The organism is Acinetobacter sp. (assembly GCF_041911495.1).
Taxonomy (GTDB): domain Bacteria; phylum Pseudomonadota; class Gammaproteobacteria; order Pseudomonadales; family Moraxellaceae; genus Acinetobacter.
Genome location: NZ_JAYROT010000054.1, coordinates 13,160 through 27,093, shown reverse-complemented (window position 1 = coordinate 27,093; position 13,934 = coordinate 13,160). Strand labels below are relative to the sequence as shown.

The 13,934-nt window shown below is 41.5% G+C and carries 11 protein-coding genes and 1 pseudogene; 3 read left to right on the top strand and 9 right to left on the bottom strand.

Translation table 11 applies throughout. From position 1 onward, the window contains the following. Nucleotides 1–146 precede the first annotated feature (146 nt). Together ACE3PQ_RS06870 and ACE3PQ_RS06865 are read right to left on the bottom strand one after the other, a co-directional pair. Nucleotides 147–563 (bottom strand): annotated as a pseudogene (locus ACE3PQ_RS06870) (DUF2515 family protein); the annotation flags it as partial. Next, nucleotides 560–3,295 (bottom strand): type VI secretion system Vgr family protein, encoded by a 2,736-nt coding sequence (locus ACE3PQ_RS06865; protein ID WP_374296392.1) that lies wholly within the window; start codon nucleotides 3,293–3,295, stop codon nucleotides 560–562. The gene ACE3PQ_RS06865 and the pseudogene ACE3PQ_RS06870, both read right to left, overlap by 4 nt. A 425-nt stretch (nucleotides 3,296–3,720) precedes the next feature. Here ACE3PQ_RS06865 and dnaB point away from each other — a divergent pair, with 425 nt between their 5' ends. Further along, nucleotides 3,721–5,160, top strand: coding sequence for a replicative DNA helicase (gene dnaB, locus ACE3PQ_RS06860; RefSeq protein WP_374296391.1), 1,440 nt, complete (start codon nucleotides 3,721–3,723; stop codon nucleotides 5,158–5,160). A gap of 44 nt (nucleotides 5,161–5,204) precedes the next feature. Then, complete coding sequence (gene alr, locus ACE3PQ_RS06855; RefSeq protein ID WP_374296390.1) at nucleotides 5,205–6,287, top strand: alanine racemase; 1,083 nt, start codon at nucleotides 5,205–5,207, stop codon at nucleotides 6,285–6,287. A gap of 88 nt (nucleotides 6,288–6,375) precedes the next feature. Here alr and rapA read toward each other — a convergent pair whose 3' ends face one another. Together rapA and ACE3PQ_RS06845 are read right to left on the bottom strand one after the other, a co-directional pair. Continuing rightward, the gene (gene rapA, locus ACE3PQ_RS06850; RefSeq protein ID WP_374296388.1) at nucleotides 6,376–9,210 is read right to left on the bottom strand and encodes an RNA polymerase-associated protein RapA; all 2,835 of its coding nucleotides are present in this window, start codon (nucleotides 9,208–9,210) and stop codon (nucleotides 6,376–6,378) included. A gap of 185 nt (nucleotides 9,211–9,395) precedes the next feature. Further along, complete coding sequence (locus tag ACE3PQ_RS06845; protein WP_374296387.1) at nucleotides 9,396–10,052, bottom strand: RluA family pseudouridine synthase; 657 nt, start codon at nucleotides 10,050–10,052, stop codon at nucleotides 9,396–9,398. Between the two features lie 222 nt (nucleotides 10,053–10,274). Between ACE3PQ_RS06845 and ACE3PQ_RS06840 the strand changes: the two genes are divergently transcribed. Then, nucleotides 10,275–11,231 carry a cation diffusion facilitator family transporter gene (locus ACE3PQ_RS06840; protein WP_374296385.1) on the top strand — a complete coding sequence of 319 codons (957 nt, stop codon included), beginning with the start codon at nucleotides 10,275–10,277 and terminating at the stop codon, nucleotides 11,229–11,231. Nucleotides 11,232–11,411: 180 nt separating this feature from the next. Here the strand turns inward: ACE3PQ_RS06840 and ACE3PQ_RS06835 are convergent, their stop codons facing one another. From ACE3PQ_RS06835 to ACE3PQ_RS06815, 5 genes are read right to left on the bottom strand one after another with little or no spacing between them, the layout of a single operon-like run. Next, nucleotides 11,412–11,750 (bottom strand): hypothetical protein, encoded by a 339-nt coding sequence (locus ACE3PQ_RS06835; protein ID WP_298890543.1) that lies wholly within the window; start codon nucleotides 11,748–11,750, stop codon nucleotides 11,412–11,414. Next, a complete protein-coding gene (locus tag ACE3PQ_RS06830) occupies nucleotides 11,751–12,485 on the bottom strand; it encodes a hypothetical protein (protein WP_374296384.1) in 735 nt (244 codons plus the stop codon). A 30-nt stretch (nucleotides 12,486–12,515) separates the two neighbouring features. Then, nucleotides 12,516–13,220 carry a hypothetical protein gene (locus ACE3PQ_RS06825; protein WP_298890547.1) on the bottom strand — a complete coding sequence of 235 codons (705 nt, stop codon included), beginning with the start codon at nucleotides 13,218–13,220 and terminating at the stop codon, nucleotides 12,516–12,518. 20 nt (nucleotides 13,221–13,240) lie between these two features. Then, complete coding sequence (locus ACE3PQ_RS06820) at nucleotides 13,241–13,627, bottom strand: type II toxin-antitoxin system death-on-curing family toxin (RefSeq protein ID WP_298890549.1); 387 nt, start codon at nucleotides 13,625–13,627, stop codon at nucleotides 13,241–13,243. Further along, nucleotides 13,624–13,803 (bottom strand): hypothetical protein, encoded by a 180-nt coding sequence (locus ACE3PQ_RS06815; protein ID WP_241572871.1) that lies wholly within the window; start codon nucleotides 13,801–13,803, stop codon nucleotides 13,624–13,626. The genes ACE3PQ_RS06820 and ACE3PQ_RS06815 overlap by 4 nt, the downstream gene beginning before the upstream one ends. Nucleotides 13,804–13,934: the final 131 nt, after the last annotated feature.

Below are 13,934 nucleotides of genomic sequence, written 5' to 3'. Positions count from 1 at the left end.
GGTCAGCTTCTGTTTTTAGGTTTTTGGCAAATTCTTTAGCTAATGCCAACATTGCTTCATCTTTCATGGTAAACACCTGTGTTACCCCCAACAACGTTGAGGGATAGTTTAAGCGTTTACACAGTTTTATTTACAGTCTCCATAAAATGCCAAGGTGCGATATCCATACATAACCATAGATTCCCACTAGCAAATAAGTTAATCGCCTCGGTCACCCCAACGTTATAACCAAATATACTGCTCCAATGCTTAAAAATTGCAGCTACAGTCTTAGATGCAAATGCCCCTAAGCCCATCCAATAATAACGCCCAATAAGACTATCATTACCATTGATCTCTTGCTCTAGATAAATTTTTGCATAAGTTGCAGCAATTCGCCTAGCTCTAGCTTCGTATCCAGGCTCAAGTTTATATCCGTTGTTTTTTTGATTTTGAACATTGGAAAGTCGTTTCATGACCTCCTGTTGGTAGATTTCCCACATTGTTAGGCAATCACATGTTGCATTTTGGCAGCTGTTTTCGGTGGTATTAGTATTACTTGTCCAATTCAAACCATTCGTCATACACTTTCACCTTTATCAACATCCACACCCGATTCGGCTTCATCAGACCGCTCTAGATCCATCCATAAAAGATCTAACTTTAATGCCTCTTCTTGTTTAGAATGAATCTCTTTTGTTTTTCCAACATCATCAGACTTGGCGAAAATTTCTTTTTCAGAATTAGATACTTTATAGTCGACAAATGATAATGGTTCACCCGATGGCAGAAACATTTGAAAGCGTTCATTAAATATTTCTAGTGCAGGTAGATCATTTATATCTACGCCAATACTTTGGGGACCTATAAATTTATGCTCACTAGCTTTCGCTTCAAATTTCCCACCTGTATTGATCTTTACACCATCAGCAATTTCTATCTGCGAACCACCCGCATTCAGCTGAATACCTTCTTTTGCAATGATTTCTACTCCTTGCTCAGTCGAGATAATTTGTATACCTAATCTCGCAATGACATCCAGCACCCCATCCTGTGCTTGGATCTCTAACTTGTCCTTCCCTGCAAATAATCTTGCACCACCTTGTTGCGTAAACAAGCTTATCCCACTCACGGTACTGGCAAATAAGCGCTCTCCACTGGCGATACTTACGTCAGCACCACTGGTCAACGCAATGTGTGACTCACTATTGAGGTGGATGCTTTGTTGGGCTGCGATGGCTACGCCTGCAGGGGTACCCAGTAGAATATGTGCTTGTCCGAGTTCGCTGTATTTGCCTTTGCTGTTTGTGCTTGTCCCTTTCCCTTCAATCTCTTGGCTTTGTTGTTTTAGTTTCGTTTGTGCTGTGGCATCAATGTTGCGTTCATCTGCCTTTTGGTTAATCGCCACTTCGGTTTGCAGTTTGTGTTGTTCGACTGCACTTTGTAGTTGACTGGTACTTTCAGCAATGTCTTTGATGTAGCTTTCTGCGTTGTGTTTACCGTGGGTGGTCAAGACTAAGCCTTGATCACTACGGATTACCCCATGCCCATCGGTTCTCAGTTCAAAGCCTTCCCCTCGATAATCCTTGCGTCCGCTTGGGTCAGGAATGCGAGTAATGTAGCCTAGATTTAGTTCACTGCTCTGGTGGTCACTTTTCAGGTGCACTTGAATTTGTTCAGGGGTGTCATCCATCACCAGTTGGTTGGCTTGGCTTCCGCCCAGTTCTTTGGACTTGATCCCTGACAGTGCCTTTTGGCTTGGTAGTTCCCACAGTGGCATGTGTTCAGGGTTGGTCAAGCGTCCTGCAACATAGGGCATGTCTGGGTCGCCATTGAAGAAGTCAACAATGACTTCTTGTCCAATTCTCGGCAGATGGATGGTGCCGTAGTTGTTCCCTGCCCATGCGGTAGATACTCTGAGCCAGCAGGTGCTGTCTTGGTCTTTGGCACCCAGTCGATCCCAATGGAATTGTACTTTCACCCGTCCGTATTGGTCGGTATAGATTTCTTCGTCTGCAGGACCGACGACGGTGGCGGTTTGTGGGCGTCCTTGTGGTTTGTGTTGGGTACGGTCAGGTCTTAAGGTGTGGTCATCAGGTTGTACGAGGAATTCGACTTGTCCATCGTAGAATTGGTTGTCTGATTTTTCTTCACTCAGGTCTTGGATGGTGGTTTGGGTTCCCAGTACCAGCCAACTGCGATTGGATTCACTGTTCGGGTGGTTATTGAGCTCAAAGCGGTAGCCTGTTTGTAGTCCTTTTAGGCGTCCTTTGCCTTGGGCACGGTAGCCGTGTTGGTGTAGCGCTTCGATGCGTTGTTTGGCTTTGTCTTGTCCACCATCTTCTGCACTGATAAAGTCGCCTTGTTGCCATTCGTAGATTTCTTGTTCTGCGTAGGCGTGTTCCCAGAGGTATTGGTCTTGCGCAGTTTGGGTCAGTTTGGGTTGTTTGAATTGGTAGTCGCTGAGTTGGATTTTACCACTGACCAGTTGTTGTGCCGCTTCAAAGTGTTCGATGTATTCTGCACGATTAGGGAAGCGTTGGTTCGGTGGGTAGATACGCAGTTGTTGGTAGCCACTGGCTTCCATTGTTTTGTATGCGGCATTGTGGTCTGACAGGACTAAGGTCAGTTGGTTTTTGCTATGCTCAAAGTGGAAGTTGATGCCGTGTTCTTGCATCAGCCGTTGGATAAACTGGTAGTCGGTTTCTCCGTATTGCGCTTGGTAATCCAGGCTTGGATAGCTGCCACTACAGCGGTAGTCTACTGGATAGGGGTAGTTGCTCAGGACTTCTTCGATGATCTCAAGCGCACTTTTCTTTTGGTAGATTTTATAGTTGCTGCTTTTAGTCAGTAGCCATAGCCATGGCACGAGGGTGATTTTATAGCTAGCATGACGGTTGCGTACGGGTAGGACTTCAACTCGATTGACCAGTCCTCGGTAGTAGCGTACGCCATTGAGGGCATTTTGTTGGGTGTGTTCACTGCTGTTGTGATTGATCTGGTCGAGCTGGCTGTATTCGAGCATTAAGCCATCTAGGCGGATTTGGATCGCAAGTTCCGTACCAATCAAGCTTTGTAGGTTGAGGTCTGAGGCAGGGGTGCCTCCTGAGCTTGCACTATGTTTAGATACATACCCTTCTAAGCCCGCATAGCCATGTACTGGATTGTGGTATTCATCCCGAACTTTGACCACCAACTGGTATTCAAATAGTTCGTTGAGCTTTTCTACCCCAGTCAAGGAATCAAACCAAAAGTATGATGTCCCGTACGCACTTAATGGCAACGCTTCGCCATGTAATTTTATCTGATGATTCATTGTTTATTGTTTATGAAATTTTAAGCAAATCTATAATATCTTATTAACACCCCTCATTCTTTTTATCTTTTGTAAGTTTTTTTGATAATTAATGATGAACTTTCTGACTATAATTCGTCTGCTTTAATTGGATAAGTGAACTTCAATCTCAACCATACAAATAAAAACAACACCAAGCCACAGGTCAAAATTTCACAAATTCAGAAGACTGCTAAGTGTGTTTAAATTCACTTACAATTATAGAGATTTATAGCTAAGCCCTAACACGCTCTAAAAAATTATATGGATCTGCTATCAATTTTATCCACCACGCCTGCCCCATCAACCCACTTTAGTGCTAAAATTTATCGCTAAATCTGTAGTCAGACAAAATCTCCAAACTACTTTTTTGATCGTTTAATTTCATGCAATAGGCATACGGCAATATGGCAGCAACGGATTCCACCGCAAAAAAAACGAAGAAATCGAGCAATACCGAAATCTCGGAAAACAATCCGAATCTTCGCACCCCACCGCACAACCTGACGATGGAGCAAGCTGTTCTCGCTGCGTTAATGACAGTTGCCGAATCTTGGGAAAGTGTTGCTGATATTTTGCTTGAGAATGAGTTTTATGCGACACGTCACCGCCATATCTTTCGTGCGATTAAAAGTCTTGCAGATTCAAATCAACCTTATGATGCCGTGATGGTTAATGATTGGCTGACCAATCAACACATGCTAGAGGATGCAGGCGGTGAAGCCTATCTGATGCAACTCCTTGCGGAGTCACCACCGTCGCTATTTAACTTACCTGCCTACGCAGAAAAAGTGAAAGAAACAGCAACTTTGCGCAATATGATATCCGTCGGCAATGAAATCCTACGTACAGCTTATGATCCAAAAGGTCAAAGTGTCCGTGATATTCTTGATCGTGCAGAAACCAATATCTTCTCACTTGCAGAACAATATAATAACCGTCAAAGCCAGTCAGGACCACAATCTATCAGCGATGTCACAGCAAAAGTCGTGACTAAACTCGATGAGCTTTCCAAACTTGAAGGTAACATTACTGGTTTGACCACAGGTTTCTTAGAGCTCGATAATAAAACTTATGGTATGCAATCTGGTGATCTCATCATTGTGGCAGCTCGTCCGTCGATGGGTAAAACGACTTTTGCCATGAACTTGGTGGAAAGTGTATTGTTTAACTGCGACCTGCCTGCATTAGTTTTCTCAATGGAAATGCCTGCGGATTCGATTGCCATGCGTTTAATTTCCGCATTTGGACGAGTTAATCAAGGGCATTTACGTTCAGGTAATTTGGATGCAGATGAGTGGTCAAAAGTGACCAGTAGTATGGTTCATCTTCAGCAAAAGCATTTGTATATTGATGATTCTTCAGCACTTCCGCCAACAGAAGTCCGTGCGCGTGCACGTCGTATCGCCAAACAACATGGTGGCAAACTCGGCTGTATCATGGTCGATTATCTACAGCTCATGAAAGTACCAGGTATGGGCGATAACCGTGTTGGCGAAATTTCAGAAATTTCTCGAAGTCTAAAAGCTTTGGCAAAAGAAATGAACTGCCCTGTGATTGCCCTTTCACAGCTCAACCGTAGTCTTGAGAATCGTCCAAACAAACGCCCTGTCATGTCAGACTTGCGTGAATCAGGTGCGATCGAGCAAGATGCGGATTTGATTATGTTTATTTACCGTGACGAGGTTTATAATAAAGAGTCAAAAGAAGCAGGCACCGCTGAGATTATCATTGGTAAACAGCGTAATGGTCCAATTGGTACGGTTCGCCTTGCATTCGAAGGTCAATACACCCGATTTAGTAACCTCTCTCCAGAGTTCTATAGTCAATTCCAAGACGATGAATAAAGTCATTACGAACTCATTGTCATTACGGTTTTAAGGAAGTTATAGTGCGTCACGCTGTTATTCGTATCCGCAAATCTGCGCTACAACACAATCTACAACGCGTTCGACACCTTGCACCAAACAGCAAGGTGATCAGCATGGTGAAAGCCAATGCTTATGGTATTGGTGTACAACATGCGGTTGAGGCATTTTCAAATACAGATGCTTTCGGTGTTGCAAGCCTTGCTGAAGCACTAGAAATTCGCACTCTTGGTAATGACAAACCAATTACATTGATTGAAGGTGTATTTGAAGCTGAAGAAATGTCGATTGCGATTCAACAAAAATTTGAATGCGTCATTCATCATCAGCAACAACTAGATTGGCTACTTGAGCATAAAGACAATTATAAAAATGCAGGCTTAAAAGTTTGGGTCAAACTCAACAGTGGCATGAATCGTCTTGGCTTTAAAGCCGATCAAATTATTGAAGTGATTCAGCACTTAAAAAATGAAGGCTTTCACTGCGTACTTGCAATGCACTTTGCCAATGCGGATGTCCCTGACCACCCAATGAATCAGGTGCAAATTGAGCAACTTTTATCCATCAAACAAGCTTGCGCACCGATCGAAGTATCATGTTGTAACTCTGCGGCGATTTATAATTGGGCTGATTTGCATTTTGATTATGTCCGTCCCGGAATTATGCTGTATGGCGCTTCCCCGTTCTTTGATCGCACGGCTTCATCTTTAGGTATTGAAGTGGTGATGCAGTTTGAAGCACAAATCATTGCGATCAATCCAATTAAGACTGGCGAACATGTTGGCTATGGCTCTAGCTTTACTTCCGATCGTGACATGACCATTGCCGTTGTTTCTATCGGTTATGGTGATGGTTATCCACGTTCTTTATTTGCGCAAAACTTCATCGCTATTGCAGGTCAAAAAGTACCTGTAGTAGGTCGTGTCAGTATGGATATGATCACGGTTGATGTGAGCAGTATTAAAAATCAAGTGAAATTAGGCGATACCGTAGAACTTTGGGGAGATACGCAAAGTATTGACGAAGTTGCACAGTGCAATCAATCTATTGGTTATGAGCTACTCTGTCGATTGACCAAGCGACCGCAAGTAATTGTTGAAGACTGAAGAAATAGTCAGAGAACTTAAAGCAATGATCATAAAAAAACGCATCCATTTGAATGCGTTTTTTATTTTCACTTAATTTTATGACCGATTAAGGATTCACCGACACCAAAACACGAATCGCTTCAGGAGAAATGGTGAGCTGTTTCAGTAAGCCCAAACCTTCTTGTTGATGCTTGACCAAACGATCCACTTCATCTTGGCGAATGCTTGGATTATGCTGTTTGAGATAATTCAAACGATCAATTTCTTTTTGCCAACGCTTCTCATAATGTTCCTGTGCGCCTTCTTGAATCTGTGGCAATTGTGCTTTGACCATGTCTAGCGCTTGGGCATAACGTGCTTCAATCACTTCACGGCGAGCCTTGATCACTTGGCGTGCATTATTGCCATCAAGATGTTGCGTATACGGTTGCAAGATATGGGATGCGATTTTCTCTGACAAGTCTTGACCGTTCTCAGTCAATAACACACGAATCAATTGTTTTGGCAAACTTGCACCAAGATTTAAGACTTTCGGTGCAATCACATCGACTTTAAACCACATCTCCACCAACATGGTGCCTGCTTTGATCGCACTACTTTTGAGCAAGGCGACGTTGGTGCTACCAAAAGATTGGGTGTTGATCAGCTCCATGACACTTTCCACAAATGGATGCTCAAGTGTTAAGAACTGACTATCTTCACGTGTCTGCGCTTGATCACGGTAGAAGGTCACGGTCATGCCGTCTTCTTCGAGTTGCAAACCTTGCACTTGCATTTGATCGGTCGGTCGAATGATCACTGTGCCGTTACTTTGCTCATCAAAGTCGATATTGGTCGCCGACATAAAGCGTTTGATAAAATCTGGCACAAGTGAATTATCTTCATAATCTTCAAGTGCTTTGACAATACGTTTCGCCACTTGCGGACGGCACGAGTTGTATTCGAGTAGACGATCTCGCCCTTCTTGCATCGCTGCTTCAAGTTGTAGACGTTGCTCATTGACTTGTTCAAGCAGTGGTTCGAATTCAGGTGTATCCGCCAATAAGTTTTCTTTGAGCTCAACAATAAAGTTTTCTTGCAAAGTCTGCGCTGTCGGTGAAATCTGACTAAAAATATTCAGCCCTTCGTTATACCAGCGGAACATGCGCTCTTGCGCTGTGCCTTCGATATACGGCACATGGATTTGGATGCGATTTTCCTGACCGATACGATCAAGACGACCAATACGCTGTTCCAGTACATCAGGGTTGGCAGGCAAATCAAACAACACCAAATCACTGGCAAATTGGAAATTCCGTCCTTCCGAGCCAATTTCAGAACAGAGCAGAATCTGTGCGCCATAGCTGTCTTCGGCAAAATATGCCGCCGCTTGGTCACGTTCAAGCAAGCTCATACCTTCATGGAACATTGCAGTGCGAATGCCTGCATGGATACGTAGTGCGCTTTCGAGTGACTCAACCACAGGACCACTACGAGCAATCAATAAGACTTTTTTATGCTTTAACTCATGGCGTAATGCATTCATTAGCCATGACACACGTGGATCATTTTCCATCCATGCGCCATCAATCTGTAATTCTTCAGGCCACATTTGCTCACGCAGTTTACCTTCGGTTTGCCAACCATCTGGACGTGGTAACGGCACAGGCAAGCAATCACGCCCAGGGAAACCTTGAATCGCTTCACGGGTGTTACGGAACAAAATTCGCCCTGTACCATGGCGATCAAGTAACTCATGAATGGCACGATAGCGTGGTTCAGGCTCATCTTGGATTGGATGACCTAATAATTGTTCGAGTGAAGCCAATTGCCCTTCTTCTAAAGGCATATCTGACATCAATACTTCGGCGATTTTTGCAGTTTGCTGATATTGTTCTTCTTCTGCCAAGAAGCGATCAAGATTATTAAAACGCTGTGGATCAAGCAAACGCAAACGGGCAAAATGACTTTCTACCCCAAGCTGTTCAGGAGTTGCAGTCAGCAGTAATACACCCGCAGTTTTATTGGCGAAATCTTCAACCAAATCATAGCGATCATTACCGCCTTCTTGCTCGGACCAAATCAAATGATGCGCTTCATCCACTACCAACAAGTCAAAACCTGCTTCAATGGCTTGTTCATGCAAATCAGGGTGATCGAGCATCAAGTCGATACTGGCGATAATGCGTTGTTCGGTGCTAAACGGATTCAGCTCAGGATCATGCTCTTTGATTGATGCAGTACGTGTCAGGTCAAAAATCGAAAATGGCAAATTGAAACGACGACGCATTTCAATCATCCATTGATATTGCAATGAATCAGGCACCAAAATCAGCACACGTTCACTACGACCAGTTTTCAGTTGTTGATGGATAATCAAACCTGCTTCAATGGTTTTACCCAAACCGACTTCATCAGCAAGCAAAACACGTGGCGCTAGTCGAGTCCCGACTTCATTGGCAATATACAGCTGATGCGGAATCAAACCGACACGTGCACCGAGCAAACCACGTAGTGGACTACGTTTCATGGTCGCTTGCATCATCAAGGCTTGGATACGCAAGTCGTACCATTCTTTATAATCGACCTGACTGGCAAGCATCCGCTCCAATGGCTTAGACAGTTGGATGTGCGCACCTAGACGGGTTTCATTGAGGTCTTTGATAACCTCATCGCCGTTCTCATCGTTACGCTTGGCATGATACTTCATCACGCCACCACGATCTTCAACCGACAACACTTGCCATTCAAGTCCTTCTTGATCGGAAATCATATCGCCGACATTGAACACAATGCGTGATAAAGGTGCATTGCTTCGTGCATAGACCCGTGTTTCATCACTTTTTGGGAACAGAATACTGATTGCTCGCTCATCAACATCAATGAGTACGCCCAGTCCAAGCTCTGATTCCGTATCTGAAAGCCAACGTTGTCCGATCGCAAATTGTTGCAAGTTTTTCACCTTAATCAAAAAGTTGAATGTATTTTATCGTATGTAAAAATCAAAATGATCAATCAGCCGATCAAAGCAATAATAAGCAAAAAGTATGACAGTCGAGTCCCTGCTTTTTGAAAATTATCATTCATCCATAATCATAGCCGATTGCTATCTTGCATTTTAACCGATTAAAAAACCATCATAAAAGTCTAAAATGGAGTTTGACAAACAAAGTTCAATGTTTGCCCTGTAACAGGATGTACAAAACTGAGCTCCGCCGCATGCAAACACAGGCGCTTAGCAAGCGATTGCCCTTGTGCTGTGGCATATAGCGTATCGCCGACTATCGGATGACCGATATACTGGGTATGTACACGTAATTGGTGCGAACGTCCTGTAATCGGTTTTAAGACAATCCGACTCACAGGCACATCCTCAATATAAAAATTTTCGACTATTTGATAATAACTTTGCGCAGGTTTCGGATGCGATTCATCGGCAATATGCAGTGGCGGATGCGCTTCGTCATAACGTACAGGCACATTGATCTCGCCAAAATCTTTAAAATGATCAATTAAATGCCCTTCGACAATGGCGTGATATTTTTTTATCGTTTGACGCTGTTGGAATTGAATGGATATATGACGCTGTGCTGCTTTATTTAAAGCAAAAACTAGAATGCCTGAAGTATCTCGATCAAGACGATGAATGAGGAGTGTTTTTGGTTCTTCTTGTAGTAGGCGTGTCTGTACACTGTCAGAGAGTGCTTCGCCTTTTCCTGGCACACTGAGTAGACCTGCAGGCTTGTTGATGACCATCACATCGTCGTCACGATAAATCAGACAGTCTTGCAAAAAGTTCGGCAACGCCTTTCCACCTAATGATCATTAAAGTTCGCAGGTGCAGATGATAGTAACTTAGGCGATACTGCGCAAGTAAATCTATCTAAAAATATCTGAATAGATAGTCAAAGCGACCGACAGTTTCAACATAACAATTTATCATATAAAAATGATCTACAGTACTTGAACTTCAGGGCGTGCATGGTTAAGCTCAAAATTAATCGTCTGATAATATCTGCATTGAAAATGTCTAAATCTTCACATCAACATTCACATGACCATGCAAGTGATCATCACGATCATAAGCATAACCACGACCATAGCCATATCCCGAATAATAAAAAAATCCTGACCATCAGCTTTATCCTGATCACCATATTTATGGTGGCAGAGTTTGTCGGTGGCTATATGACTAATAGCTTGGCGCTGATCTCTGATGCAGGACATATGCTCAGTGATTCTGTGGCACTGGGTATTGCTCTCTTTGCCGTTTTTCTCGGTGAAAAAACCAGTAATGCTCGTAAAAGTTTTGGCTATCAACGCTTCGAAATCCTAGCCGCAACCATCAACGGCATTACCCTTGTGGCGATTTCGATTTATATTTTTGTTGAAGCGATTTTACGGTTACAAACACCTGAAGACATTCATGTGCAAGGCATGCTGATCATTGCCACTTTGGGCTTATTGATTAATATCATCGTGGCGTGGATGATGTTTCGAGGTAGCGATACTGAAAATGATCTGAATATGCGTGGTGCATTTTTGCATGTGCTGAGTGATCTGCTTGGTTCGGTTGGTGCGATCATTGCGGCGCTGTGTATTTATCTCTTCTCATGGCAATGGGCAGATACGGTGGCGAGTGTATTGGTGGCGCTCTTGGTATTGCGTAGCGGTTGGAGTGTAGTGAAGCAATCAACGCATGTGCTGATGCAAGGTACACCTGAACGATTCGATGTTGCTGAGATTCAAGCGCAAATCATGGCAAATGATCATATCTTTGATGTGCACGATCTGCATATTTGGAGTTTATCGAGTAAGCGTTATATCTTGAGTTGTCATATCGTGGTCGATGATCAGATGACCATGCAAAACGTCCAAAGTCTGCTACATGAGGTCGAGCAATCGTTGCAAGCGATCGGTATTGAGCATGTGACCATACAAACGGAAACTCGCAATCATCAGCATGCTGAGCTTGATTTTTAAAATGCTTGATTTTTAAAATGCTTGATTTTTGAAGCACTAGGTTTTTAAATGATGGATTATTAAAACGAGTTATGCTTTAATACGCTTAGTTTGAGATGAGCCTCATACAGTATACGGCTTGATCTGTATACGACTAGCCCTGCTGATGTGGGGCTTTTTATTGCTTAAAATTTCTTGCAGTCACTTTGTTCGGTAATGTGGATCTTTTTTCCAAATAATCTGATTAAAATAAAGTTCAAAGAACATTGCGATTTTCTTCGCAATAGAGGTTTTAAACAACTTGGAATCCATGTAAATCATCGGCTGATCTTTTTTAGTATTGAAAATTACACGACCTCGTGGAATTTCCTCATATTCGATATATTGTAAATGCGAATTTTCCACACGCAACTTTTCCCAATACTGCACATGGTTATAATCGCTGTCGATTAAACCCAATGAATCTGCATCATTTTGATCAAAATGATGCGCTATACCAATCACTCGATCTTGATCATACCAAAAGATACCGATTTTCAATTATTTACTCGGAAGAAGTTCTAAAAGTTTATTGCGAGCAATTTTTGCTTCTTTTCGCCCTCTAATCGTCGATGGATGCTGAATCCTGAAACATTGATATTTATCATTAAAGTTAAATTGCCATAGCTGATTTTTCGTAATGCCATTACTTTCAAAGGTTGTTGAGTCTTTACACTTATCTAGCGGAAACATTTCACGTCTATACTTAACAGAGGATAATCCATTCGCCAAGATAATGAAATTTGGCTGAAAATAGTCTAATTGAGCCTGCAACAAACTTTTTGAAACCTCATGAATTTCTTTAAAATATTTCGTTTTGATCGGACTTTTCTGCCTCCACGAAAAAGCAAATAAATTACAATACAACAGCCCATCACTTCCACTTCTTTCAGAAACAGCTCTCGTGAAATCATGAAAAGTAATTTTTCCTGTATTTTTTAACGACAATTGTTTCTCAAAGAAATTCTTTTGCTTAGTTATTGAACGATCAATATAATCTGTCAAATTCGAATAATGACTCTCTCCTTGTACATCCCACCCTCGCGTTTCTGCACCAATGATCATAATTTTATTTTTTGCTTCAAAGTATTGATCAGGCTGGCTTGGCAAAAACAGCCCTGATAGACCTGCTTTTTCATGATATTTCGTTTCGGGATGATTTTTATCAAAGTAACTTTCATCTAAATTTGAAAGTATGTCTAAATATTCATTCTTAAGAGTGTTTGCGTTTTTCATACTGTTTCCCTATTGAAAAAAATAAGTAAATCACATCATTTCTTTTAAACTTTGCATTGCATCGTTCTGATATTTTTTAGTAAATTTTCCATAATAACTTGGATGATATAATCTAATACCGTTAAATCCACATAATTCAAGTTGTGCTATTTCACGAATTGAATAACCATTTCCAAATTGGCTAATCTTTATTTCTGGAAAATGAAATCTTATGTCATGGTCTCTATTTGGTCCAGTCATAAATATACATAAATCAGGTTTGATAATTTGTAACTCATGGGAAATGACAGAAAAATTTTCACGTTCTATTTTTCTTATAGCATCAAATATTCCCGATCCCAAATTTTTAGATTTACCTATTTTAGAAATATTATTCCAAATAAATACTGGTGACTTTCCCTGATCTAAAACAGCATTTGAAAGTTCTCTTTCAAAATAACGGAATTTTTTCCAAAACGAACTTTTAGAGTATCCCTCATAGAAATTACGTTCTAAGAAAAATTTTTCGTACTCTGACATCCCAATCTCTATCCACTCTTCTAATGTGCGGTGGTCATACCACCCTAGAGTTTCTTGCCCAAAGATAATAATTTTATATGCGGTAGGATTATTTATAGCTTCAGGAACTTTAATCAAGAAAGGCATTGCATACTTTTTATTCTGATTTTCCAGCGCATTAGATATATCATCCCAATGATTTCTATATAACATTTCTAATTGTTCATTCTGATTCATACGTAAACTCATACTTCGGATTATATTTCAGACAAATCATATAAAAAGTCTGATACTTTATTTGCAAGTATTTCATGTTCATCTTGTAATTCAACAATTTCCACCATCAAATCATCCAAGCCAGTTTGCTCTTGAATGCTGACACCTTGAATTTCCAAAAAAGTCAGCATCACCGCCAATCCAGTGCGCTTATTCCCATCAACAAAGGCATGACCTTTAGAAATTGCTATACCAAACCACGCCGCAATCTCGAACAAATCTTCGACTTGATTGTAGTACATTTGCTGTTCGATTCTGCCGAGGACACTTTCTAATTTCCCAATGTCACAACCCGCACGACCAACACCAGTTTGACGCAAAATTTCATCGTGTACCGCAACGACGAAGGTCAGATTAATCAGACTCATTTATATGCCAACGCTTGTAATTCTGCTTTATGTTGTTGAATGATACGTTTCGCACTATGCATTACCACACGTTTAGTCGCTTCATCATCACTAAACTGCATCTCTAACACCTGTGCTTTGATGGCAGATCGCTGTTTACGATCATCAGAATTATATTTTTCAAGGCGCTTATTCATATCATTTCTCACTCTTAAATCTCTTCAAAATATAGCATAGTAAAATGAATTATAGATTGTCATTTTTATTACTGCCAAAAAATAAGGGCTGAATCATCAGCCCTTATCTTTACTCAATTCAATCTATTTAT